General features: G+C 71.9%; 22 protein-coding genes. 19 read left to right on the top strand and 3 right to left on the bottom strand.

Annotated elements, in window-relative coordinates; translation table 11 throughout:
* Positions 1–121: 121 nt before the first annotated feature.
* The 12 genes from ACFCX4_RS15465 (at position 122) to ACFCX4_RS15410 (ending at position 11,008) form a co-directional block, all read left to right on the top strand.
* On the top strand, positions 122–1,495 hold the full coding sequence (locus ACFCX4_RS15465) for an MraY family glycosyltransferase (protein WP_376142550.1): 1,374 nt from the start codon (positions 122–124) through the stop codon (positions 1,493–1,495).
* 292 nt (positions 1,496–1,787) lie between these two features.
* Positions 1,788–2,231 carry a hypothetical protein gene (locus tag ACFCX4_RS15460; protein WP_376142548.1) on the top strand — a complete coding sequence of 148 codons (444 nt, stop codon included), beginning with the start codon at positions 1,788–1,790 and terminating at the stop codon, positions 2,229–2,231.
* A 285-nt stretch (positions 2,232–2,516) separates the two neighbouring features.
* On the top strand, positions 2,517–3,329 hold the full coding sequence (atpB, locus tag ACFCX4_RS15455) for a F0F1 ATP synthase subunit A (RefSeq protein WP_376142546.1): 813 nt from the start codon (positions 2,517–2,519) through the stop codon (positions 3,327–3,329).
* An 89-nt stretch (positions 3,330–3,418) separates the two neighbouring features.
* On the top strand, positions 3,419–3,661 hold the full coding sequence (gene atpE / locus ACFCX4_RS15450) for an ATP synthase F0 subunit C (protein ID WP_030302757.1): 243 nt from the start codon (positions 3,419–3,421) through the stop codon (positions 3,659–3,661).
* A gap of 34 nt (positions 3,662–3,695) precedes the next feature.
* Entirely contained in the window at positions 3,696–4,256 is a 561-nt protein-coding gene (locus ACFCX4_RS15445; RefSeq protein WP_376142544.1) for a F0F1 ATP synthase subunit B, read from the top strand.
* Complete coding sequence (locus tag ACFCX4_RS15440; RefSeq protein WP_376142542.1) at positions 4,253–5,068, top strand: F0F1 ATP synthase subunit delta; 816 nt, start codon at positions 4,253–4,255, stop codon at positions 5,066–5,068. Before ACFCX4_RS15445 ends, ACFCX4_RS15440 begins: the two co-directional genes overlap by 4 nt.
* 156 nt (positions 5,069–5,224) lie before the next feature.
* Positions 5,225–6,799, top strand: coding sequence for a F0F1 ATP synthase subunit alpha (gene atpA, locus ACFCX4_RS15435; RefSeq protein ID WP_376142540.1), 1,575 nt, complete (start codon positions 5,225–5,227; stop codon positions 6,797–6,799).
* A gap of 32 nt (positions 6,800–6,831) precedes the next feature.
* Complete coding sequence (locus tag ACFCX4_RS15430; protein WP_376142538.1) at positions 6,832–7,746, top strand: F0F1 ATP synthase subunit gamma; 915 nt, start codon at positions 6,832–6,834, stop codon at positions 7,744–7,746.
* Positions 7,747–7,748: 2 nt separating this feature from the next.
* Positions 7,749–9,194: a F0F1 ATP synthase subunit beta gene (gene atpD, locus ACFCX4_RS15425; protein ID WP_376142536.1), complete on the top strand. Its 1,446-nt coding sequence runs from the start codon at positions 7,749–7,751 to the stop codon at positions 9,192–9,194.
* A gap of 186 nt (positions 9,195–9,380) precedes the next feature.
* A complete protein-coding gene (locus ACFCX4_RS15420) occupies positions 9,381–9,764 on the top strand; it encodes a F0F1 ATP synthase subunit epsilon (RefSeq protein ID WP_030302765.1) in 384 nt (127 codons plus the stop codon).
* A gap of 148 nt (positions 9,765–9,912) precedes the next feature.
* Entirely contained in the window at positions 9,913–10,413 is a 501-nt protein-coding gene (locus ACFCX4_RS15415; RefSeq protein ID WP_376142534.1) for a DUF2550 domain-containing protein, read from the top strand.
* 22 nt (positions 10,414–10,435) lie between these two features.
* On the top strand, positions 10,436–11,008 hold the full coding sequence (locus ACFCX4_RS15410; protein ID WP_376142532.1) for a cob(I)yrinic acid a,c-diamide adenosyltransferase: 573 nt from the start codon (positions 10,436–10,438) through the stop codon (positions 11,006–11,008).
* 1 nt (position 11,009) lies between these two features.
* Here the strand turns inward: ACFCX4_RS15410 and ACFCX4_RS15405 are convergent, their stop codons facing one another.
* A complete protein-coding gene (locus ACFCX4_RS15405; protein WP_376142530.1) occupies positions 11,010–11,603 on the bottom strand; it encodes a hypothetical protein in 594 nt (197 codons plus the stop codon).
* 154 nt (positions 11,604–11,757) lie between these two features.
* On the opposite strand from ACFCX4_RS15405, the gene ACFCX4_RS15400 reads away from it, so the two are divergent.
* The 5 genes from ACFCX4_RS15400 (at position 11,758) to ACFCX4_RS15380 (ending at position 18,140) form a co-directional block, all read left to right on the top strand.
* The gene (locus tag ACFCX4_RS15400) at positions 11,758–12,969 is read left to right on the top strand and encodes a sensor histidine kinase (RefSeq protein WP_376142528.1); all 1,212 of its coding nucleotides are present in this window, start codon (positions 11,758–11,760) and stop codon (positions 12,967–12,969) included.
* The gene (locus ACFCX4_RS15395) at positions 12,966–13,616 is read left to right on the top strand and encodes a response regulator (protein ID WP_376142526.1); all 651 of its coding nucleotides are present in this window, start codon (positions 12,966–12,968) and stop codon (positions 13,614–13,616) included. Before ACFCX4_RS15400 ends, ACFCX4_RS15395 begins: the two co-directional genes overlap by 4 nt.
* A 179-nt stretch (positions 13,617–13,795) precedes the next feature.
* Positions 13,796–14,665: a 3-hydroxyacyl-CoA dehydrogenase family protein gene (locus ACFCX4_RS15390; RefSeq protein ID WP_376142524.1), complete on the top strand. Its 870-nt coding sequence runs from the start codon at positions 13,796–13,798 to the stop codon at positions 14,663–14,665.
* A 495-nt stretch (positions 14,666–15,160) separates the two neighbouring features.
* Positions 15,161–15,493, top strand: coding sequence for an STAS domain-containing protein (locus tag ACFCX4_RS15385; protein WP_376142522.1), 333 nt, complete (start codon positions 15,161–15,163; stop codon positions 15,491–15,493).
* Positions 15,494–15,680: 187 nt separating this feature from the next.
* Positions 15,681–18,140 (top strand): ATP-binding protein, encoded by a 2,460-nt coding sequence (locus ACFCX4_RS15380; protein ID WP_376142520.1) that lies wholly within the window; start codon positions 15,681–15,683, stop codon positions 18,138–18,140.
* Positions 18,141–18,144: 4 nt separating this feature from the next.
* On the opposite strand, the gene nucS is transcribed toward ACFCX4_RS15380, so the two are convergent.
* Complete coding sequence (nucS, locus tag ACFCX4_RS15375) at positions 18,145–18,804, bottom strand: endonuclease NucS (protein ID WP_376142518.1); 660 nt, start codon at positions 18,802–18,804, stop codon at positions 18,145–18,147.
* Between the two features lie 506 nt (positions 18,805–19,310).
* Here nucS and ACFCX4_RS15370 point away from each other — a divergent pair.
* Complete coding sequence (locus tag ACFCX4_RS15370) at positions 19,311–19,703, top strand: SCO5389 family protein (RefSeq protein ID WP_376142516.1); 393 nt, start codon at positions 19,311–19,313, stop codon at positions 19,701–19,703.
* A 48-nt stretch (positions 19,704–19,751) separates the two neighbouring features.
* Here ACFCX4_RS15370 and ACFCX4_RS15365 read toward each other — a convergent pair whose 3' ends face one another.
* Entirely contained in the window at positions 19,752–21,059 is a 1,308-nt protein-coding gene (locus tag ACFCX4_RS15365; protein ID WP_376142514.1) for an LLM class flavin-dependent oxidoreductase, read from the bottom strand.
* A 227-nt stretch (positions 21,060–21,286) separates the two neighbouring features.
* Between ACFCX4_RS15365 and ACFCX4_RS15360 the strand changes: the two genes are divergently transcribed.
* Positions 21,287–21,610 carry an ATP/GTP-binding protein gene (locus ACFCX4_RS15360; RefSeq protein WP_376142512.1) on the top strand — a complete coding sequence of 108 codons (324 nt, stop codon included), beginning with the start codon at positions 21,287–21,289 and terminating at the stop codon, positions 21,608–21,610.
* Positions 21,611–21,749: the final 139 nt, after the last annotated feature.

Genomic DNA, 21,749 nt, shown 5'->3' with positions numbered 1-21,749 from the left:
ATGCGCGCCCCGGGCGTCCGACTCAATAAGGTGTGTGCCGTGGCGACGCACCTCGAACCCCGGACAGGCACGGGCGTACCTTCGGTACCCACCCGTCGGACAGTGCTGCAGGAGGCCAGTGGTGCGTGAGTATCTGCTGGTGCTGTTCTGCACCGCGGCCGTCACCTACCTGCTGACCGGCCCGGTCCGGAAGTTCGCCATCGCGGCGGGGGCGATGCCCCCGGTCCGCGCCCGCGACGTGCACCGCGAGCCCACTCCGCGGCTCGGCGGCATCGCGATGTTCGGCGGGCTCTGCGCGGGCATCCTGGTCGCCTCCCAGCTCGACAACCTGAGCAAGGTGTTCTCCCAGGGCACCGACATCCGGGCGCTGCTCTCCGGCGCCGGCATCATGTGGCTGCTCGGGGTGCTGGACGACAAGTGGGGCGTGGACGCCCTGGTGAAGCTCGGCGGCCAGATGATCGCCGCCGGCGTGATGGTCTGGCAGGGCGTCACGGTCATCACCCTGCCGGTGCCCGGCCAGGGGCCGGTCGCGGTCAGCCCCACCCAGGGCATGGTCATCTCGGTGGTCCTGGTCGTCGTCATGGTCAACGCGGTGAACTTCATCGACGGTCTGGACGGCCTGGCGGGCGGCATGGTCTGCATCGCCGCGATGGCCTTCTTCCTGTACTCCTACCGCCTCTGGTACGGCTACACGATCAGTGACGCCGCCCCCGCCGTGCTGTTCAGCGTGCTGCTGATCGGGATGTGCCTGGGCTTCCTGGCGCACAACATGCACCCGGCCCGGATCTTCATGGGCGACTCCGGGTCGATGATGCTCGGCCTGATGCTGGCCGTCGCCGCGATCTCCATCACCGGCCGGGTCGACCCCGACCTGATCACCAGCGAGCTGGGCTCGCAGACCGCCACCGTGCACGCCCTGGTGCCGATCTACATCCCGCTGCTGCTGCCGCTGACGGTCATCGCGCTGCCGCTGGCGGACCTGCTGCTCGCGGTGGTCCGCCGCACCTGGGCGGGCCAGTCCCCGTTCGCCGCCGACAAGCGGCACCTGCACCACCGGCTGCTCCAGGTCGGCCACTCGCACAGCCGCGCCGTACTGATCATGTACTTCTGGGCCGCGCTGATCGCGTTCGGGACCGTCGCCTTCTCGGTCACCAACACCGGCCGGACCGTCGTGCTCACGCTGGCCGGGCTCTGCCTGGTCGGCCTGCTGGTGCTGCTCATGCCGCGGTTCCGGCCGCGGGCCCCCCGCGCGCTGCAGGCCTTCGTGCCGCCGCGCTACCGCCGCCGTCCGGTGGCCCGGGCCGCCGCCGGCGTGAACGGCGCCGCGCCGGACGCCGCCGCAGCGGGCGGGGAGCTCACCGCCGATTCGGCCGGCCGGGCGGCCTCCGAACCGATGGCCGAACTGTCGGCCGAGGACAAGCGCCTGCTCGGCGGGGTCGAGAAGGGTTCGTCCCCGGTCACCGGCCGGGGCCACGGCAACGGCCGGGGCCGCTGAGGCGGGTGAGGATCCGTCAAGCCCGGTCACCCGTTCGGCGGCACTGTTGAGCCATCGGTGTGACAGGTGCCACACATTCATGGTAAAGCTCTCATCAAATAGTTTGTGATACCGTTCACGAGTACTGAGAACACGCCGAAAGACCTGACAGGTGGATGACTTCCGTCCCTGGTGGGTCCCCCTCGACGGGCTCGCCGTCGAGCGGCCGGTCCGCGGTGGTTCCGGTCCGGTGTCATCACCGCTTTTCTGTGCCCGTCCCCCGCCACATCGACATGCCGCCGGAGTTGCCGACATGCCGTCCAACGACGTCCGGATCCTCCGGGGCGCCGCGATCCCCACTGCGATCGCCGGAGTCATCGCGATGGCGATCTCCTTCGCCGTCGCCGGGGGCAAGGGCCTGCTCGGAGCACTCTTCGGCGCCCTGTTGGTGATGGCCTTCTTCACCTTCGGCCAGGTCGCGCTCGACCGGCTGACCAGGTCGAACCCCCAGATCCTGATGGCCGCCGCGCTGCTGGTGTACACCACCCAGATCCTGCTGGTCGGCATCGTGCTGGCGGTGTTCAAGGACACCGAGCTCTTCAACCGGCAGGCCTTCGCCTTCACGCTGCTGGGCTGCGCGCTGATCTGGACCGGGTTCCAGGTGCGCGGTGCGCTCAAGGCGAAGACCTTCTACGTCGACCCCGAAGCCTCTGAAAAGAAGGTCGACAAGCCTTCCGACAAGGGGCGTCAACAGTGACGGCGCCCCACTGTCCCCCCAACGAGGGGGGCGGTGTTTATGCCGCACTGACGGGCTGCTATCGTCCGTCGCAACAACGGAGTACGGGAAGAGGCCTGGTCTGTCCGCACGGCGGACCGATCGCCCCCCGGATCCGCGCAGTCTTCGATGATCCCGCTCTGGTGCAGTGCACTGTCGCGCGGGGTCGGCGAGATACCCATCAAGTTCCAGTGCCGCTCCGTGGTCGCAGGCCACGCCGACACAGCGAGGTTGCCGTAACCATGCGTCACGACGAAGGAGTCCGTGGTGAGTGCTGAACTCACGTCCCTCGCCTCAGGCAGTTGCCACTTCGGGGACGCTGGCTGCGGCTTCCCGGCCCCGGGCCTGAACGAGTTCCAGTTCGAGCCGATTTTCACGATCGGTAGCTTCGAGTTCAACAAGCCGATGCTGCTGTCGATCATCGTTGCCGCGCTGGTCGTGGTGTTCTTCTGGGCCGCGTTCGCCAAGCCGAAGCTGGTCCCGGGCAAGCTGCAGCTGGTCGGTGAGATCGGCTACGACTTCGTCAAGCGCTCCATCGTGCTGGAGACGATCGGCAAAAAGGGCGAGAAGTACGTCCCGATGCTGGTCTCGATGTTCTTCTTCGTGTGGCTGCTGAACATCATGTCGGTCATCCCGTTCGCCCAGTTCCCGGTGACGGCGGCGATCGCGTTCCCGGCCGGCCTGGCCGCGGTGGTGTGGATCACCTACATGACGCTGACCTTCAAGAAGCACGGCTTCGTCGGCGGTCTCAAGAACCTCTGCTGGCCCTCGGGCATCCCCGGCTGGGTCATGTTCATCCTGGTGCCGATCGAGTTCTTCTCGAACATCTTCGTGCGCCCCTTCACGCTCGCGGTCCGAGCCTTCGCGAACATGTTCGCCGGCCACCTGCTGATCGTGATGTTCTCCATCGCCTCCTGGTACCTGCTCAGCCCGACCCTGGGCGCGCTGTACGGCACGGCCTCGTTCGTCGTCGCCATCGGCCTGACCGCCTTCGAGCTGCTGGTCCAGTTCCTGCAGGCCTACATCTTCGTGATGCTGGCCAGCAGCTACATCGCCGGTGCCCTGGAAGAGGCGCACTGAGCCAGGGGCTGCGGCCCTCCTGAACCACCCCCGGAACGCCCGGTGGCCAATCACCACCGGATCACCATCCCCGCAAAGGACACATTGCAATGAGCATGCTCGCTGAGGTCGGCGTCTACGGTTCCGTCGCTTCCATCGGCTACGGCCTCGCCGCGATCGGCCCCGGCATCGGTGTCGGTCTCATCTTCGGCAACGGTGTCCAGGCCATGGCCCGTCAGCCCGAGGCCGCCGGCCTGATCCGCTCCAACATGTTCATCGGCTTCGCGCTGACCGAGGCGCTCGCCCTCATCGGCATCGTCATGCCGTTCGTCTTCGGCCAGGGCCCCAAGTAATTCCCGCCGTAGACCCTTCGAGGAAGGTCCAGATATGAGCATCGCGGCTCACCTCGCGGAGGAGGGGGAGATCATGAACCCCCTTCTGCCCGCATGGCCCGAGATCATCATCGGCCTGCTCTGCTTCTTCATCGTCTTCGGGATCCTCGGCAAGAAGCTCCTCCCCAGCATCGAGAAGGTGCTGTCGGAGCGCCGGGACGCGATCGAGGGCGGCATGGAGCGCGCCGAGGCCGCTCAGGCCGAGGCTCAGGCCACGCTTGAGCAGTACCGTGCCGAGCTCGCCGAGGCGCGTCACGAGGCTGCTCGCATCATCGAGCAGGCTCGCGAGCAGGGTGCCGCCCAGCTCGCCGAGATGCGCGAGGAGGGCCAGCGCCAGCGCGAGGCCATCGTCGCCGCCGGCCACGCCCAGATCGAGGCCGACAAGAAGCAGGCGACCGCCGCCCTGCGCCAGGACGTGGGCTCGCTGGCCACCCAGCTGGCGTCCCGCATCGTGGGTGAGTCCCTTGAGGACCACACGCGGCAGAGCGGCGTCGTCGACCGCTTCCTGGACGAGCTGGAGGCCAAGGCCGCCGTTGCTCAGGGTGCGGCCAAGTGATCGGCGCCAGCCGCGAGGCTCTCGCCGCCGGGCGGCAGAACCTGGAGAGCCTGACCGACTCCACCTCGGTGGACGCGGCCAAGCTCGCCGAGGAGCTCACCGCCGTCACGGCCCTGCTGGACCGTGAGGTCTCGCTCCGCCGCGTCCTGACCGACCCCTCGCGGTCGGGCCAGGACAAGGCGCAGCTGGCCTCCTCGCTGCTGGCCGGCCAGGTCTCCGGCGAGACGGTCGACCTGGTCTCCGGTCTGGTCCGGTCCCGCTGGTCGGGTGCCCGCGACCTGGTCGACGCCACGGAGCAGCTGGCCGCGTACGCCGAGGTCACCGCCGCCGACAAGGCCGGTGTCCTGGACGACGTCGAGGACGAGCTCTTCCGGTTCGGCCGGGTGGTGAGCGGCTCGCACGAGCTGCGCGCCGCGCTGACCGAGCCCAAGGCCGGTGCCGTCGCCAAGGCGGCCCTGATCAAGAAGCTGCTCGGCGGCCGCGCCAACGCGGGCACCGTGCGGCTGGTCACCAGCCTGGTCAACACTCCCCGTGGCCGTAGCCTGGAGCAGGGGCTGGAGTCCTACTCCAAGCTCGCCGCGGCCCGGCGCGGCCGGGTGGTGGCCCTGGTCACCACCGCGGTTCCGCTGTCCGACGGCCAGAAGGAGCGCCTGTCCGGTGCCCTCGGCCGGCTGTACGGCCGCCAGGTCCACCTGAACATCGACGTCGACCCCGAGGTCGTCGGCGGTGTCCGGGTGCAGATCGGTGACGAGATCATCGAAGGCACCGTGTCGAGCCGCCTGGAGGGCGCTCGTCAGTCGCTCGAAGGCTGAGCACACCGAAGCAGCACATCCGACCCTCGGTCGGGAACCGGCTCCACCGGAGTCGGGAAATCGTACGGCCGGTTCATACGACCCGGCCGAGAGTCGAGTACTTGCGGCCCTCAATGGCGGGCCGAGGATCGCAAACTAGGAGAGCAGGGAAGCCTGATGGCGGAGCTTACGATCCGTCCGGAGGAGATCCGGGACGCGCTGGCCGACTTTGTCCAGTCGTACCAGCCGGACGCCGCTTCTGTGGAAGAGGTCGGCACGGTCACTGACGCGGCGGACGGCATCGCACATGTCGAGGGCCTCCCCTCGGTGATGGCGAACGAGCTGCTGAAGTTCGAGGACGGCACGCTCGGCCTCGCGCTGAACCTCGACACCCGCGAGATCGGTGTCGTCATCCTCGGTGAGTTCGGCGGCATCGAGGAGGGCCAGACGGTGCGCCGCACCGGCGAGGTCCTCTCCGTCCCGGTCGGCGACGGCTACCTCGGCCGCGTCGTGGACCCGCTGGGCAACCCGATCGACGGCCTGGGCGACATCGCCTCGACCGGCCGCCGCGCCCTGGAGCTCCAGGCTCCGGGCGTCATGGCCCGCAAGTCGGTCAAGCAGCCGCTGCAGACCGGCATCAAGGCCATCGACGCGATGACCCCGATCGGCCGCGGCCAGCGCCAGCTGATCATCGGTGACCGCCAGACCGGCAAGACCGCGGTGGCCGTCGACACGATCATCAACCAGCGCGACAACTGGCGCTCGGGCGACCCGGAGAAGCAGGTCCGCTGCATCTACGTCGCCGTGGGCCAGAAGGGCTCCACCATCGCGTCCGTCCGCGGCGCCCTGGAGGAGGCCGGCGCGCTGGAGTACACCACCATCGTGGCCGCTCCCGCCTCCGACCCGGCCGGCTTCAAGTACCTCGCCCCGTACACCGGCTCGGCCATCGGCCAGGAGTGGATGTACGACGGCAAGCACGTCCTGATCATCTTCGACGACCTGTCGAAGCAGGCCGAGGCCTACCGCTCCGTCTCCCTCCTGCTGCGCCGCCCGCCGGGCCGCGAGGCGTACCCGGGTGACGTCTTCTACCTGCACTCCCGCCTGCTGGAGCGCTGCGCCAAGCTGAACGACGCCCTCGGCGGCGGCTCGATGACCGGTCTGCCGATCATCGAGACCAAGGCCAACGACGTCTCGGCGTACATCCCGACCAACGTCATCTCGATCACCGACGGCCAGTGCTTCCTGGAGTCCGACCTGTTCAACGCCGGCATCCGCCCGGCCGTGAACGTCGGCATCTCGGTCTCCCGCGTCGGTGGCTCCGCCCAGATCAAGGCCATGCGCTCGGTCGCCGGCCGTCTGCGTCTGGACCTCGCCCAGTACCGCGAGCTGGAGGCGTTCGCCGCCTTCGGTTCCGACCTGGACGCGGCCTCCAAGGCCCAGCTGGAGCGCGGTGCGCGCATGGTCGAGCTGCTGAAGCAGGGCCAGTACCAGCCGTTCCCGGTCGAGGAGCAGGTCGTCTCCATCTGGGCCGGCACCACCGGCAAGCTGGACGACGTCCCGGTCGCGGAGATCCGCCGCTTCGAGCGCGAGTTCCTGGACTACGTCCGCCTGCAGCACAAGGACCTGCTCGCCGGCATCGTCGAGACCGGTCTGCTCGCCGACGGCACCGTCGACGCGCTGACCAAGGCCGTCGAGAGCTTCAAGGCGGGCTACCAGACCGCGGACGGCAAGCTGCTCTCCGAGCAGGCCTGAGTCCGGTAGCGAGGGAAAGGACGTAACGACCCATGGGAGCACAGCTTCGGGTCTACAAGCGCCGGATCCGCTCTGTCACCGCGACGAAGAAGATCACCAAGGCGATGGAGATGATCTCCGCGTCGCGCATCGTCAAGGCGCAGCGCGCGGTGGCCGCCTCCACTCCGTACGCCGATGAGCTCACCCGGGCGGTGACGGCGGTGGCCACCCGGTCCAACGCCAAGCACCCGCTCACCACCGAGAACCCGGGCGCCTCGCGTGCCGCGGTCATGCTGATCACGGCGGACCGCGGTCTGGCCGGCGGTTACTCGACCAACGCCATCAAGGCCGCGCTGACGCTCTCCGAGCGCCTGCGCGCCGAGGGCAAGGACGTGGTGACGTACATCGTCGGCCGCAAGGGCGTCTCGTACTACGGCTTCCGCAACCTCAAGGTCGCGGGTTCGTGGACGGGCTTCTCCGACAAGCCGACCTACGGGGACGCGAAGACGGTGGCCTCCGAGCTGATCGAGGCCTTCACCGCGGAGACCGACGGTGTGGACGAGCTCCACCTGGTCTCGACCGAGTTCGTGTCGATGCTGACGCAGAACGCGGTCGACGCCCGGCTGCTGCCGCTGAAGCTGGACGAGGTCCAGCTCAGCGACCAGAAGCCGGCGAAGGCGGAGATCTTCCCGCTGTACGACTTCGAGCCGTCGGCGGAGGGCGTCCTGGACGCGCTGCTGCCGCGGTACGTCGAGAGCCGGATCTACAACGCGCTGCTGCAGTCGGCCGCTTCCGAGCACGCCGCCCGCCGCCGCGCCATGAAGAGCGCGACGGACAACGCCGGCGAGCTCATCAAGTCGCTCACGCGGCTTGCCAACTCGGCCCGTCAGGCCGAGATCACCCAGGAAATCAGCGAGATCGTCGGTGGCGCGAACGCCCTGGCCGACGCTAGCGCGGGGAGCGAATGAGTATGACCACCACTGTTGAGCCGACCACGGCGACGGGCCGCGTCGCGCGGGTCATCGGCCCGGTCGTCGACGTGGAGTTCCCCGTCGACGCCATCCCGGACATGTACAACGCCCTGCACGTCGAGGTCGAGAACCCCGACGGCACGGGCACCAAGACCCTGACCCTTGAGGTCGCCCAGCACCTCGGCGACGGCCTGGTCCGCGGCATCTCGATGCAGCCGACCGACGGTCTGGTCCGTGGTTCGCAGGTCACCGACACCGGCTCCGCCATCTCGGTGCCGGTCGGCCAGATCACCAAGGGCAAGGTCTTCAACGCCCTCGGTGAGGTCCTGAACGTCGACAAGGGCGAGTTCGAGTCCCAGGTCGAGGTCCGGTGGCCGATCCACCGCAAGGCCCCGGAGTTCAAGGACCTTGAGTCCAAGACCGAGATGTTCGAGACGGGCATCAAGGTCATCGACCTGCTCACCCCGTACGTCACCGGTGGCAAGATCGGTCTGTTCGGTGGTGCCGGTGTCGGCAAGACCGTTCTGATCCAGGAGATGATCTACCGCGTCGCCGAGAACTTCGGTGGTGTGTCGGTGTTCGCCGGCGTCGGCGAGCGCACCCGTGAGGGCAACGACCTCATCGACGAGATGGTCGACTCGGGCGTTCTGGACAAGACCGCGCTGGTCTTCGGCCAGATGGACGAGCCGCCGGGCACCCGTCTGCGCGTCGCGCTCTCCGCGCTGACCATGGCGGAGTACTTCCGTGACGTCGAGAAGCAGGACGTGCTCCTCTTCATCGACAACATCTTCCGGTTCACCCAGGCCGGTTCCGAGGTGTCGACCCTGCTCGGCCGCATGCCCTCCGCGGTGGGCTACCAGCCGAACCTGGCCGACGAGATGGGCCTCCTGCAGGAGCGCATCACCTCGACCCGCGGTCACTCGATCACCTCGATGCAGGCGATCTACGTCCCCGCGGACGACCTGACCGACCCGGCCCCGGCCACCACCTTCGCCCACCTGGACGCGACCACCGTTCTGTCGCGCCCGATCTCGGAGAAGGGCATCTACCCGGCCGTCGACCCGCTGGACTCCACGTCCCGCATCCTCGACCCGCGGTACATCGCGCAGACCCACTACGACACGGCCATCCGTATCAAGGGGATCCTGCAGAAGTACAAGGACCTCCAGGACATCATCGCGATCCTCGGTATCGACGAGCTGTCCGAGGAGGACAAGGTCACGGTTCACCGTGCCCGCCGCATCGAGCGCTTCCTCTCGCAGAACACCTACGTGGCGAAGCAGTTCACCGGTGTCGAGGGCTCGACCGTTCCGCTGTCGGAGACCATCGAGGCCTTCAACTCGATCGCGGACGGCAAGTACGACTCCATTCCGGAGCAGGCGTTCTTCATGTGCGGTGGCATCGAGGACCTTGAGCGCAACGCCGCCGAGCTGGCGAAGAAGTAGTCACGGCCGGTAGCGGCCGGGCGTGATCGCGAGGGGTGGGCCCCAGCCCTGGGACCCACCCCTCGCGTCGCACCGGCTGTGATTCCGGTCAAATCCGTGCCGCCGGTTTCATGCCGGGGGCGCGGGCCCGTTATTCTTACCGAAACTCCCGAGTAATCGGGCGTTGCACGAGCCTAGGAGCCCACGTTGGCTGAGCTGCACGTCGAGCTGGTCGCAGCCGACCGCAAGGTGTGGTCCGGTGCGGCCACCATCGTCGTCGCCCGTACGGCCTCCGGTGACACCGGCATCATGCCGGGTCACACCCCGGTGCTGAGCGTGCTGGAGACCGGACCGGTCACCATCCGGACCACGGACGGCGGCACCGTCATCGCCGCGGTGCACGGCGGCTTCATCTCCTTCGCCGACAACAAGCTGTCTCTGCTCGCGGAGATCGCCGAGCTGGCGGACGAGATCGACGTCGCGCGTGCCGAGCGCGCACTGGAGAAGGCCAAGTCGGACCTCGACGAGCACGCCGAGCGGCGCGCCGAGGTGCGGCTGTTCGCGGCGCGCGGCCTCAAGGCCCACGCCTGAGTGTGCCGGACCCCGCCCGAGCGGGGTCGAGCGACGGTCCCGGGGACGCGTGAGCGTGACCCCGGGACTGTCGTCTCAGTTGGTAGGTCAACGCGGTCGCCTGGTACGACCGACACGGGGAACGCGGGTAGCGAGGAGGTAGGTGAGCATGGTCCTCGCCCTTGTGGTGTGTGCGGCGGTCGTGGCCCTCGGTGTGATCGGATTGGTCGCGTTCGCGGTACGCCGCCGCGTGATCCAGCGGGTCGGCGGCACGTTCGACTGCAGTTACCGGCTCAAAATGCCGGCCGACGCCTCGACGCAGCCCGACCTCGACGAGAACGGCAAACCCACCCCGGCCCCGGTCCCCCAGACCGATGGCAAGGGGTGGGTTTTTGGTATCGGCCGTTACAGCGGCGACTCCATCGAGTGGTTCCGGGTCTTCTCGTACGCCCCGCGCCCGCGCCGGGTGCTGCCGCGGCGGGAGATCGAGGTCCTCGGCCGGCGCTACCCGGAGGGCCAGGAGGAGCTCGCGCTGCTCTCCGGCTCGGTGGTGCTGCGATGTCTGCACAACGGCGCCCCGCTGGAGCTGGCGATGAGCGAGGACGCGCTCACCGGCTTCCTCGCCTGGCTGGAGGCCGCGCCGCCCGGACAGCGGGTCAACGTCGCCTGACGGCCCGGCTAGGCTGGCCCGCATGGTCAATCTGACGCGCATCTACACCCGCACCGGCGACGACGGCACCACCGCGCTGGGCGACATGAGCCGCACGACCAAGACCGATCCGCGCCTGGTCGCGTACGCGGACACCAACGAGGCCAACGCCGCGATCGGGGTGGCGGTCGCCGCCGGCGCGCTGCCCGAGGACCTCGTCGTGGTGCTGACCCGGGTGCAGAACGACCTCTTCGACGTCGGCGCCGATCTGGCCACCCCGGTGGTGGAGGACCCGAAGTACCCGCCGCTGCGGGTCGAGCAGTCCTACATCGACAAGCTGGAGACGGACTGCGACCACTACCTGGCGTCGCTGGAGAAGCTCCGCAGCTTCATCCTGCCCGGCGGCACCCCGGGCGCCGCGTACCTGCACCTGGCCTGCACCGTGGTGCGCCGGGCCGAGCGGGCCACCTGGGCGGCGATCGACGCGCACGGGGACACCGTCAACCCGCTGACGGCGAAGTACCTCAACCGGCTGTCCGACCTGCTGTTCATCCTGGCCCGCTCGGCCAACAAGGAGCGCGGCGACGTGCTGTGGGTGCCGGGGGAGAACCGCTGAGTCAGCGGTCCGAGCGCTCGGGGATCCGCCATCCGGTGATCCGGCCGTCCTCGACGACCGCGCCGGCCGGCGGCTCCTTGGGCCAGACCATGTAGCAGACGGCGACCACGGTGTTCACCACCGCGGCGATGCCCAGCTTCCAGTACCACTGGTCGAACACCGCGGTTCCGGGCGCGTCCGAGAGCAGCCTCAGCACGGTGATCAGGGTGAGCGTGATCGCGACCGAGACCAGGGTGCGGCGGCAGATCCGCCACTCGTGGCGGCTCCGGCCGGCACCGTACTTCGGCGCGGGCAGCGGCTTCGGACCGCCGCCGAAGCGGTGCAGGAAGTGCGCGTCGGCCCAGCGGACCACGGACGGGCCGTAGCCGACCGAGAAGCCGAGGTAGCTCGCCGCGAGCGCGTGCGTCCAGGAGGCGGTGGCGCCGCCGCGCAGGTCGAAGAGGGTGAGAAGGAAGAGCACGAGGTCGATCACGGGCAGCCCGACCAGCAGGACGGTGCTGACCCTGCGCCACCGCAGCAGGTAGCGGGTGGCCAGGCCCAGGGCGAGAACCACCCAGAAGGCGACCTCGGCGGAGATGACGAGTGTGACGATCATGGTCTGCTCCGGCGTTCGGTGATGTCTCCAGACTTCCGGAGCCCCTTCGCGCGCGCGTCGTCGCCGGGGACGGACCCGGGCTGCATCTTTCGATGTAGCCCGGCTCCTCCCGGCACCGGAGCCGGGCACCGGCCCGGGATGATCTGATGGGGGCGTGCGCAGACCGACACCCACCCCGCGGCAGGTCGACGCGGGCATCGCGCTCGCGGGGCTGCTCGGCGGGCTGCTGCTGATCGCCTTCGAGGTGTACGACCACTCCTCGGCGATCCCGCGCTGGCAGGTGCTGCCGGCGCTGCTGGCGATGGCGGCCCTGGAGCTGGTCCGGCGGACCAGGCCGATCCTGGTCGCGGTCCTCGGCGGGCTGGTCTTCGCCGGGAGCATCTTCACCGGCGCGCTGCTGGCGACCACCATGATGTACACCGACCTGCTCTACGCGGCGGTGGTGTACGGGCCCCGGCGGATGTCGCCGATCCTGCACGCCACCGGGACCGCCTCGGTGCTGGTGCTGACGACCCTGTCCTTCGTCTACGGCGATCCGGGCACGGCGGTCACGGTCGCGGTGGTCACCACCCTGGTCTTCCTGGGCCCGCTGTGGAGCGGGGACATCGTGCGCAAGCACCGGCAGGAGGCGGAGACCCAGCGGCTGCGGGCGGAGCAGACCGCGCTGCTGTCGGAGATGGACCGGCGGGAGGCGGTGGTCGCCGAACGGGCGCGGATGGCGCGCGAGTTGCACGACGTGGTGGCCAACCACCTGTCGGCGATCGCGATCCACGCCACCGGCGCGCAGTCGGTGGCCCGGCGTCAGCGGCGGCCGGCCGACGACCCGGTGCTGGAGGTGCTCGCGGTGATCCGGGAGAACAGCGTCCAAGGGCTGGCCGAAATGCGCCGCATCATCGGGCTGCTGCGGGACAGCGGCGGCGGCGAGGCCGACGAGTCGTACGCCGCGCCGGACCTCTCGGCGGTGGACAGCCTGCTCGCCAAGGCGCGGGCGGCCGGGCAGGACGTCGGGCTGGGGTTCGGGCTGACCGAGCGGGGCGAGCGCGGCGAGATCCCGGTGCCGGTGGGGCTGGCCGCGTACCGGATCGTCCAGGAGTCGCTGACCAACGCGCTCAAGCACGCCGGACCGGGGGAGGTCCGGGTGCTGCTGGACTTCCGTCCCGGGGAGCTGCGGATCGCCGTGGACAGCCCGTTCCGGCGCGGGGCGGGCCAGTCGCTGCCGGGTGCCCGGGCCGGGCTGATCGGCATGGCGGAGCGGGCCTCGCTGCTGGGCGGCAGCTTCGACGCCGGTCCGCGGGAAGGGAACTGGAGCGTGCGCGCGGTGCTGCCGCGGACGCCGGCGTCGGAGGAAGGGGCGGAACGGGAATGACGATCCGGGTGCTGGTCGCGGAGGACCAGGCGGCGGTCCGGGCGGCGCTGGTGATGATCCTGCGGGCCGAGCCGGACCTGGAGGTGGTCGGGCAGGCGGCGGACGGCGAGGAGGCCGTCCGGCTGGCCCTGGAGCTGCGGCCGGACGTCGTCCTGATGGATGTCCAGATGCCGCGGCTGGACGGCGTCTCGGCGACCCGCGAGGTGGTGGCGGCCGGGGCGGCGCAGGTCCTGGTGCTGACCACCTTCGACCTGGACGAGTACGTCTACGGCGCGCTGCGCGCCGGGGCGGCCGGGTTCCTCCTGAAGGACCTGGAGGCGGACGCGCTGGTCGAGGGCATCCGTACGGTGGCGCGCGGGGACGGCATGCTGGCGCCCTCGGTGACCCGGCGGCTGATCGGCACCTTCGCCAGGCCGGGGCGGACGGTGGGGCCGGAGGTCCGGACGGCGGTGGCCGAGCTGACCCCGCGCGAGCGGGAGGTGCTCGCCTGCATCGGCGCCGGGCTGTCGAACGGCGAGATCGCGGGCCGGCTGGAGATGGCGGAGGCGACCACCAAGACGCACGTCAGCCGGATCCTGGCGAAGCTGCGGCTGCGCAGCCGGGTGCAGGCGGCGATCCTGGCCCAGGACCTCGGAATGATGATCTGATCAGCCGGTTCACCCGCCCGCCCAGGTCGGTTGCAGATCACACCTCCGGATGGCACCACGGGCACCGTCTGGGCACTAAAGTCCGGCCCATGAGCGATGCGGCTCGGCGGGTGATCCCTGCCTTGAGCCGCCTTCGGGGCCCGCCCACCCGGGCGGCGACGGCATCGGGAGAGCAAGCCATGAGCAGTGCGTCCAACAAGCAGATCGCCGTGATCGGGGCCGGCCTGATGGGCGCCGGCATCGCCCAGGTCTCCGCCCGGGCCGGGCACCCGGTGGTCCTGCGCGACGTGACCGAGGAGGCGCTGCGGCGCGGGCTGGACGGTATCCGGGCCTCGTACGACAAGTTCGTCTCCAAGGGCCGGCTGACCGCCGGGGACGCCGAGGCGGCGCTCGGCCGGATCACCACCACCACCGACCTCGGCGCGGTCGCCGGGGCGGACATCGTGGTCGAGGCGGTCTTCGAGCAGCTGGACGTCAAGGAGGGCGTCTTCCGGGAGCTCGACAGGCTCGCCAAGGACGGCGCGGTGCTCGCCTCCAACACCTCCGCGATCCCGATCACCCGGATCGCCGCCGCCACCTCCCGCCCCGAGTCCGTCGTCGGCGTGCACTTCTTCTCGCCGGTGCCGCTGATGAAGCTGGTCGAGCTGGTCCGCGGCTACAAGACCAGCGACGAGACCCTGGCCACCGCCCGGGCCTTCGCCGAGGGCGTCGGCAAGGAGGTCGTGGTGGTCAACCGGGACGTGGCCGGCTTCGTGACCACCCGCCTGATCACCGCGCTGGTCGTCGAGGCCGCGAAGCTCTACGAGTCGGGCGTCGCCAGCGCCGAGGACATCGACACGGCCTGCCGGCTCGGCTTCGGGCACCCGATGGGCCCGCTGGAGACCGCGGACCTGACCGGCGTGGACATCCTGCTGCACGCCGCGCGCAACATCTACCAGGAGACCCAGGACGAGAAGTTCGCCGCCCCCGAGATCATGGCGCGGATGGTCACCGCCGGCGACCTCGGCCGCAAGAGCGGCCGCGGCTTCTACCCGCACCCGGGCAAGTGACCCCGGCGGGTGCCCTGCCGGAGCGTCACCGGGCCGCCCGGCCGATGAGTCGGTGAACGGACGGGCCGTACGGCCGTAGGCCATGCGGCCCGTGCTACCGGACGGTGAGTTTCCTCACGCCGGTGCCGCGGACGGGTGATTTGGGCGGTAATCGAGCGTAGGTGTGGAGAGTTCCTGCGTATATTCCCTCGGACGAGTGAAGTTGCTTCAGATCCGGCCGGAACCAGCAACCCAGGGGCCCGGCCCACCGTCAGATGGATGACGGGGAACCCGGCATTCCGGCCGGGGCCGGTGCGCGGGGCCCCCGGGGTCCGCCCGGCACCCGGACCGCCACCACCCCCGCGGCCCGGGACCGTCGGCGACACCCGTACCCACGACGCCCGTACCCACCACACCCGCACCCACGACACACCCACCCACCCGGCCGACACCGGCACACCCGTACCCGGGCCCGCCACGCGGAGGACCCGGGACCGCCACGCGGAGGAGGAGAGCATGCGCATCACCGGCGACCACGCGGCGCTGGCCATCGAAGGCCGCCTCGACGTGCGCACCGCCGCCGACGCGCGCGCCCGGCTGCACCAGGCGGTCGACGGCGGTCTCGGCGACCTGGTCCTCGACCTCGCCCGGCTGGAGTTCTGGGACGCCACCGGCCTCGGCGTGATCATGGGGACCCACCGCCGGGCCGGCCGGATCGGCCGCCGGCTGGTGCTGCGCTCCGTCCCGGCCCAGCTCCAGCGGCTGCTGGTGGCCACCCGGCTGCACCGCATCCTCGCCGTCGAGGGCGTCGACGCGGACCCGCTCGGCGCCGGCCTGCCCGCCGTCTGACCCGGCGCCCCGCGGGCCCGCTCCGCCCGCCGCGGCCGCCCGGGCCGCCGGGCTTGCGGACGGCGCTGCGCGGGCGGGTGCGGATGTGCGAGAGTCTGGCGTCAGGACACGGCCCGCCCGGCCCGGCCCTCGCCGGCGGACGGCCGCCGGTCCCAGTCGACGGCGCGAGCGTGGGGCGGAGCAGAACGTGGCACAGCCAACCGGTGACTTCCGGCAGGAGTCCGTGCGCACCCGGAGCGGTGAACTGGTCACCGGCGGCCTGCTGGTGACGGTCGGCGGCCCCGAGGGCTCCGAGGTCCGGCCCTGCCCCGAGGAGTGGCGCCCCCGCCCCCGCAGGACCGGCCCCGGCGGGCCCGCCCGCGGCCCGGCCGGCGACGCCGACCGCAGGGTCGGACCGCTCGCACTCGGCGCCGGCCCGGCCGACCTGCCGCTGCTCGACCGCGAGGCCGACATCGCCCAGCTCCTCGGCCTGCTCGCCGAGGGCCGCTCGATACGCCTGGTCGGTCAGGCCGGCTCCGGACGCAGCGCCCTGCTGTCCGCCGTCGCGGGGGCGGCCGGCCCGCTCGCGCCCGGCGGCGTCGTCCAGTTGTGCGGCCACCGCCGCACCGCCGCCGACCTGCTCCAGGACCTCTTCGCGGCGACCCACCACGCCCCCGGCTACCGCCCCGGCCCGGACCGGATCGCCGAACACCTCGCCGGGGTCGCCGCGATCGTCGTCATCGACGAGGCCGAGCCCGTCGGCGCCGAGCTGGAGGAACTGCTCGCCGCCGCCCCCGACTGCTCCTTCCTGATATCGGTCGCCCCGGAGAGCCCGCTGCTGAGCCCGGGATCCCGGCTCCGGGACCACCTGGTCGCCGGCCTCTCCCGCCCCGCCTGCCTGGCCCTGGCCGCCCGTCTGGCCGGGCGGCCGCTGGACGCCGCCGAGAAGGCGTGGGCGGTGGACCTCTGGTTCGAGTCCGAGGGGCTGCCGCTGCGCTTCGTCCAGGCCGCCGCGCTGCTGCGCCAGCGGGACGTCGCGGTGGACGCGCTGGTCGCCGCCGAGGACGACCGGCTGGACGTCTTCGGCGCGGTGAAGGGGCCCGTCCACGATCCCGACCCGGCGGTCCGCGAGGCGGTGCTGCGCGACACCGTGCCGCTGCCCTCGGTCGCCGAGTCCTCGCTGCCCGCCGTCCGGCTCGCCGAGGGGCTCGGCGAGACCGCCAGGGCCGTCCTGCGACTCGCCGTGGCGCTCGGCGGCGAGTGCCCGACCGCCCCGCACCTGCCCGCGCTGATCGACGTCGGCCAGGGCGAGAGCGCGCTCGCCGAACTCGCCGACGCCGGACTCGCCGTGTCCATCGGCGGCCACCACCGGCTGACCGCCGGGGCGCTGGAGCTGCTCGCCCCGCACTGGCCGGCCCGGGACAGCGTCGACGGCGCCGCCCAGCACTTCGCCTGGTGGGTCGGGCACACCTCGGTCTCGCTGCCGCAGATCGCCGCCGAGGCCGAGGTGGTGATCGGCGTCCTGCTCGCCGACCGGACCGCGGGCCGGCACGACGCGGTGCGGCGGCTGGCCCGTGCGGCGGCCCCCGCGCTGGCGCTGGCGCTGCGCTGGGGGGCCTGGGAGCGGGCCCTGCAGCTCGGCCTGGAGGCGGCCCGGCGGACCGGCTCCCGGGCCGACGAGGCCTGGTTCCGCCACGAGCTGGGGGTGTACGCCGTCTGCGTCGGCGAACCGGGCCGCGCCGTCGCCGAGTTGGAGGCCGCGCTCGCGCTGCGCGGCACGCTCGGCGAGCAGCGCGGGGTGGCCGGGGCGCGCCGGATGCTCGACCTGCTGCGCGCCGAGGGCCGGCAGCTGCCGCCCGCGGCGCCGGCCGGGGCACCGGCGGCCCGTCGGCCGGCCCTGCGGGCCATCGCGCGGGTGCCGTTGAAGTTCGGGGCGGTGGCCGGGCCGGGCCGGGCCAGACGCACGGCGATCGCGGCCTCGGCGGCGGTCCTGGCGCTGGGCGTGCTCGGCACCGCGGTCGGGATGACGGCCGGCGGCGAGGACCGGGGCCAGGACCCGCACAGCAGCACCGACGACGGCGCCGCGCCGCCCGGTGCGGGCCCCTCGCCGCGCTCCGGCACCCCGCGGCCGACCGGCCCGGGATCGCCCTCGTCGGCCCCGGTCCCGGCCGCCGCGCCGACCGACGGGACCGGTGCTCCGGCGGACGAGGAGCCGGCGGAGGAGCCCGTGCCGGGCGGCGGCGCGACGGCCTCGCGCACGCCGTCCGGGTCGCCGTCGGCCTCCGCCCCGGCGTCCGCGTCGAAGCGGCCGACCCGCTCGCCGGGCCAGGGACAGAGCACCACCGCCGCCCCGCCCTCGCAGCCCCCCGCCCAGAACCCGCCACCGCCCCCGGCGGGCGGGACGGGCGGGACGGGCGGGGCCGCGGGCGGGACGGGCGCGGGCGGTACCGGCGGCGGGACGGGAGGCGGGGGCGGGAACACGGGGACCGGGGGAACGGGCACCGGCGGCGGTACCCAGCCGACCGGGCAGCCCGGCCAGCCCCCCGCGACCACGCCGCCGGCGACCGTGCCGGCGACGCCCGGCCCGACGCCCACGGACACGACGACGCCGCCGGGCTCGGCGAGCCCGACGGCGTCCGCGACGTCCCCGTCGCCCAGCGGAAGTTAGCGGCTCAGAAGAGCTTCAGCTTGTCGTCGTCGATGCCGCGCAGCTCGTCGTAGTCCAGGACCACGCAGCCGATGCCGCGGTCAGTGGCGAGCACGCGCGCCTGCGGCTTGATCTCCTGGGCGGCGAAGACGCCCTTCACCGGCGCCAGCAGCGGGTCGCGGTTGAGCAGTTCCAGGTACCGGGTGAGCTGCTCGACGCCGTCGATCTCGCCGCGCCGCTTGATCTCGACGGCGATCGTCGTGCCGTCGCCGTCGCGGCACAGGATGTCGACCGGGCCGATCGCGGTCGGGTACTCGCGGCGGATCAGCGACCAGCCCGGGCCGAGCACCTCCATCCGGTCCGCGAGCAGCTCCTGGAGGTGCGCCTCGACGCCGTCCTTGATGAGGCCGGGGTCCACCCCCAGCTCGTGGGAGGAATCGTGCAGCACCTCCTCCAGCGTGATGATGAGCTTCTCGCCGGCCTTGTTCTCCACCGTCCAGACCCCGTCGGCCTCCTTGAGGGCGCACGGCGGGGACATCCAGTTGAGCGGCTTGTAGGCGCGGTCGTCGGCGTGGATGCTGACGCTGCCGTCGGCCTTGACCAGGATGAGCCTGGTGGCGGAGGGCAGATGGGCGGAGAGCCGACCGGCATAGTCGACTGAGCAGCGGGCAATTACGAGACGCACGGTCGACCACGCTAGCCCACCGGGGCCAGTTGATGCGATTCCACGACGACCGGGTGAAGAATCCGCGAACCCCGCGAACATGGATGCCCGGCGATCCCGCGAAAGCCTGTCGGCACCCTGGCGGCCACCACCATAGGCCGCTACGGTGTGTGACGGCTTGCTTGCGGGATCGCTGTCAACGGGGATGGAGACTTCAGATGAACGATCCGACAGGATCCGGCCATTCTGGTGCATCGGGATGCATTCCCGGAGCAATCAGCCGGAATCGACGGCCTGGCCCGCCGTTGACTGCCACGCTGTTCTGAGCGGCCGGCGCCCCCGACCACGACCCTCGGGTCATCGGCGCCCCCGCGTCGGCGCGGTGCCGGAAACCGGCCGTCCTACGGCGTCACACCCGTCCGACGGCGTTCCGGACACACTCGCGTCCCCACCCTCACCCTCAGCTTGGACTTGGACTACGCATCACCACCCGGGCGCTGCGCGGGTGGTCCGCGAGAGGAGAACCCATGTCGCTCGACGTCTCACCGGCCCTCCTGGAGAAGGCCGAGCGGGACGCTGTCGACGAGCGGGAGTTCGTCGAGTGCGTCCGCGTCTCCCTGCCGTACGCCTGGGACCTGATCAGCTCGCTGGTCGCCCAGGCGAAGGTCGACGGCACCGACTTCGCCGACAACCACGTACCGCCGCCCAGCGAGCAGGCCAGGGGCCAGCTCCTGCGGGCGCTGGCCAGCAACGCCATCCGGGGCGCCCTGGAGCGGCACTTCGGTGTCCAGCTGGCCTTCCAGAACTGTCACCGGGTGGCGGTGTTCGTGCCGTCGTCCGCCAACAAGAAGCGCTACGAGCGCTTCACCTCGGTCCGCGAACAGCTGCTCAACCAGTCCGACGAGCTCCGCGACTGTTGATCGCCCGCTCGCCTCCGGGCCGCAGGGTCCGGGGCGAGCGGCCGGAGCTCAGCCCAGCTGCGGCAGGACCTCGGAGCCGAGCCGGGCGATGTTGTTCAGGGTGGCCTCCCGGTCGCCGCTGCCCTCGGCGAGCAGGGCGAAGCGGCGGATGCCGGTCCGCTCGGCGGTGGCCAGGAGCCGGTCCGCGCACTGCTTCGGCGTGCCGACCGCGTGCAGGTCGCAGAGCAGTTCGGTGTACTGGCGCGGGTCCCTCATCTTGCGCTCCCGGCCGTCCACCGTGCGGTGGGCGCCGAGCCCGAACTCGAACCACCCGGGCATCGCGCGCAGCAGGGTGGCCCGGGCCGCCGAGGTGCGGTCGTCGACCTGGGCCACGCCGGCCGCGACGTGCAGCCGGGAGACCCGGCGCAGCTGCTCCTCGCCGCGTCCGGCGGCCAGCCAGGCGGAACGATACAGCTCCAGCATGTGCAGCTTGTCGTCGTCGCCCGAGTGCATGCCGAGCAGCATCGGCAGGCCGCGTTCGGCGGCCGTGCGCACCCCGCCGGGCGAGGTGCAGGCGACCACCACCGGCGGCCCGGCGGCGGGCCGCCCCGACGTGGTGAGCTGCTCGTCGGCGGGTCCGTCGGCGTCCTGGCGCTGACGGGGGAAGCGCAGCAGTCCGGTCCGGTCGTCGAGGCCCAGCCAGGCGCCGAGGTCCGGCCGGCGGGGCGGTTCGGTGGCCCGGGGCACGACGGCCACCTCGGGGAAGCTGAACTGCGGTCCGGCCGCACCCACCCGGGAGCCGCGCAGCCAGCGCAGCAGCAGGTCCAGCCGCTCCGGGAAGCCCTGCTCGAAGGCGTCCACGCCACCGCCGAAGACGTCCAGGTCGATCCACGGGCCGCCGCGCCCCACCCCGAGCGTGAAGCGCCCGCCGGAGGTGAGGTGGAGCAGCGCGGCCTGTTCGCCCAGCGCCACCGGATGGGTGGTGGAGAGCACGCTGACCGCGGTGCCGACGCCGATCCGCCTGGTCCGGCCGAGCAGCAGGGCGGCCAGCGTGGCGGCGTTCGGGCAGACCCCGTACGGGACGAAGTGGTGCTCGGCCAGCCAGACGCTGTCCAGGCCCGCCTGCTCGGCCGCGACGGCGGCGCGCACGGTGCGGTCCAGTGCCTCGCCGTGGGTCTGGCCGGGGAACTGCGCGGAGAGCAGGAAGGCGCCGACCCGTACCGGTGCGGTGTCCGCGGTGGCGGGGAGCGTCCGCTGGACCGCGGGCACCGGGGTGCCGGCGGTGGCCGTGACGGTCGTGGTCAGCACCGGGCCGGGGGCCGGCGGGCGGACCCCGACGGGTCGGCGGGTCTCGGCGCGGGCGCTGGTTCTGGTCATTCAGAGGCCTCCTCGGGTGCACGCAGGGTACGCGGGCCCCGCCTGTCCCCTCGTGAGTAGCCCATGTCATGTGCCAATGGCACGCCGGACCACCAATTTCCCGGAGAAACGGGTGGATCTCCCAGGAAACACCCGATCATCCACCGATGCCGTGATAGTGACCCGGGCCGGTGGCGCCCGGCCGTAGGCTGGAACGGTTCCCGCAACCCGTAGAGAGGTAGCCCGCCGTGTCGCCCCGACGCAACCGGATCAAGAGCGCCGCCGACCAGGATCCGACGGAGCCGGCCGCACCGCTGGGCGGCTCGCTGCGCCGGACGGAGAGCTACCAGGGCGAGGACTGGGTGGTGCAGACGGTGGCCGGGACGGCCGGCCGGTTCTACCGCTGCCCCGGCTGCGACCAGGAGATCCCGCCCGGGGTGGGCCACGTGGTGGCCTGGCCGACGCACGGCGCGGGGGTGGACGACCGCCGGCACTGGCACCGGGCCTGCTGGGGCGCGCGGGAGCGCCGGGCCTCGAACCTGCTCCGCGGCCGCGGCGCCCCCAAGTACTGACCGACGGGGCAGGCCCGGGCCCCGCGCACGGGCCGGTGCCCGCGGACCGGCGGACCGGCCCGCGGGCACCGGCCCGCGCGGAGGCTGGGGCGTCTCTTGTGGATCACTGCCGGGCCCGCGACGCCGGGGCACGCACCTC

The organism is Kitasatospora sp. NPDC056327 (assembly GCF_042261735.1).
In the GTDB taxonomy this organism is placed as follows: domain Bacteria; phylum Actinomycetota; class Actinomycetes; order Streptomycetales; family Streptomycetaceae; genus Kitasatospora.
This window is presented reverse-complemented; position numbering and strand designations above follow the sequence as displayed.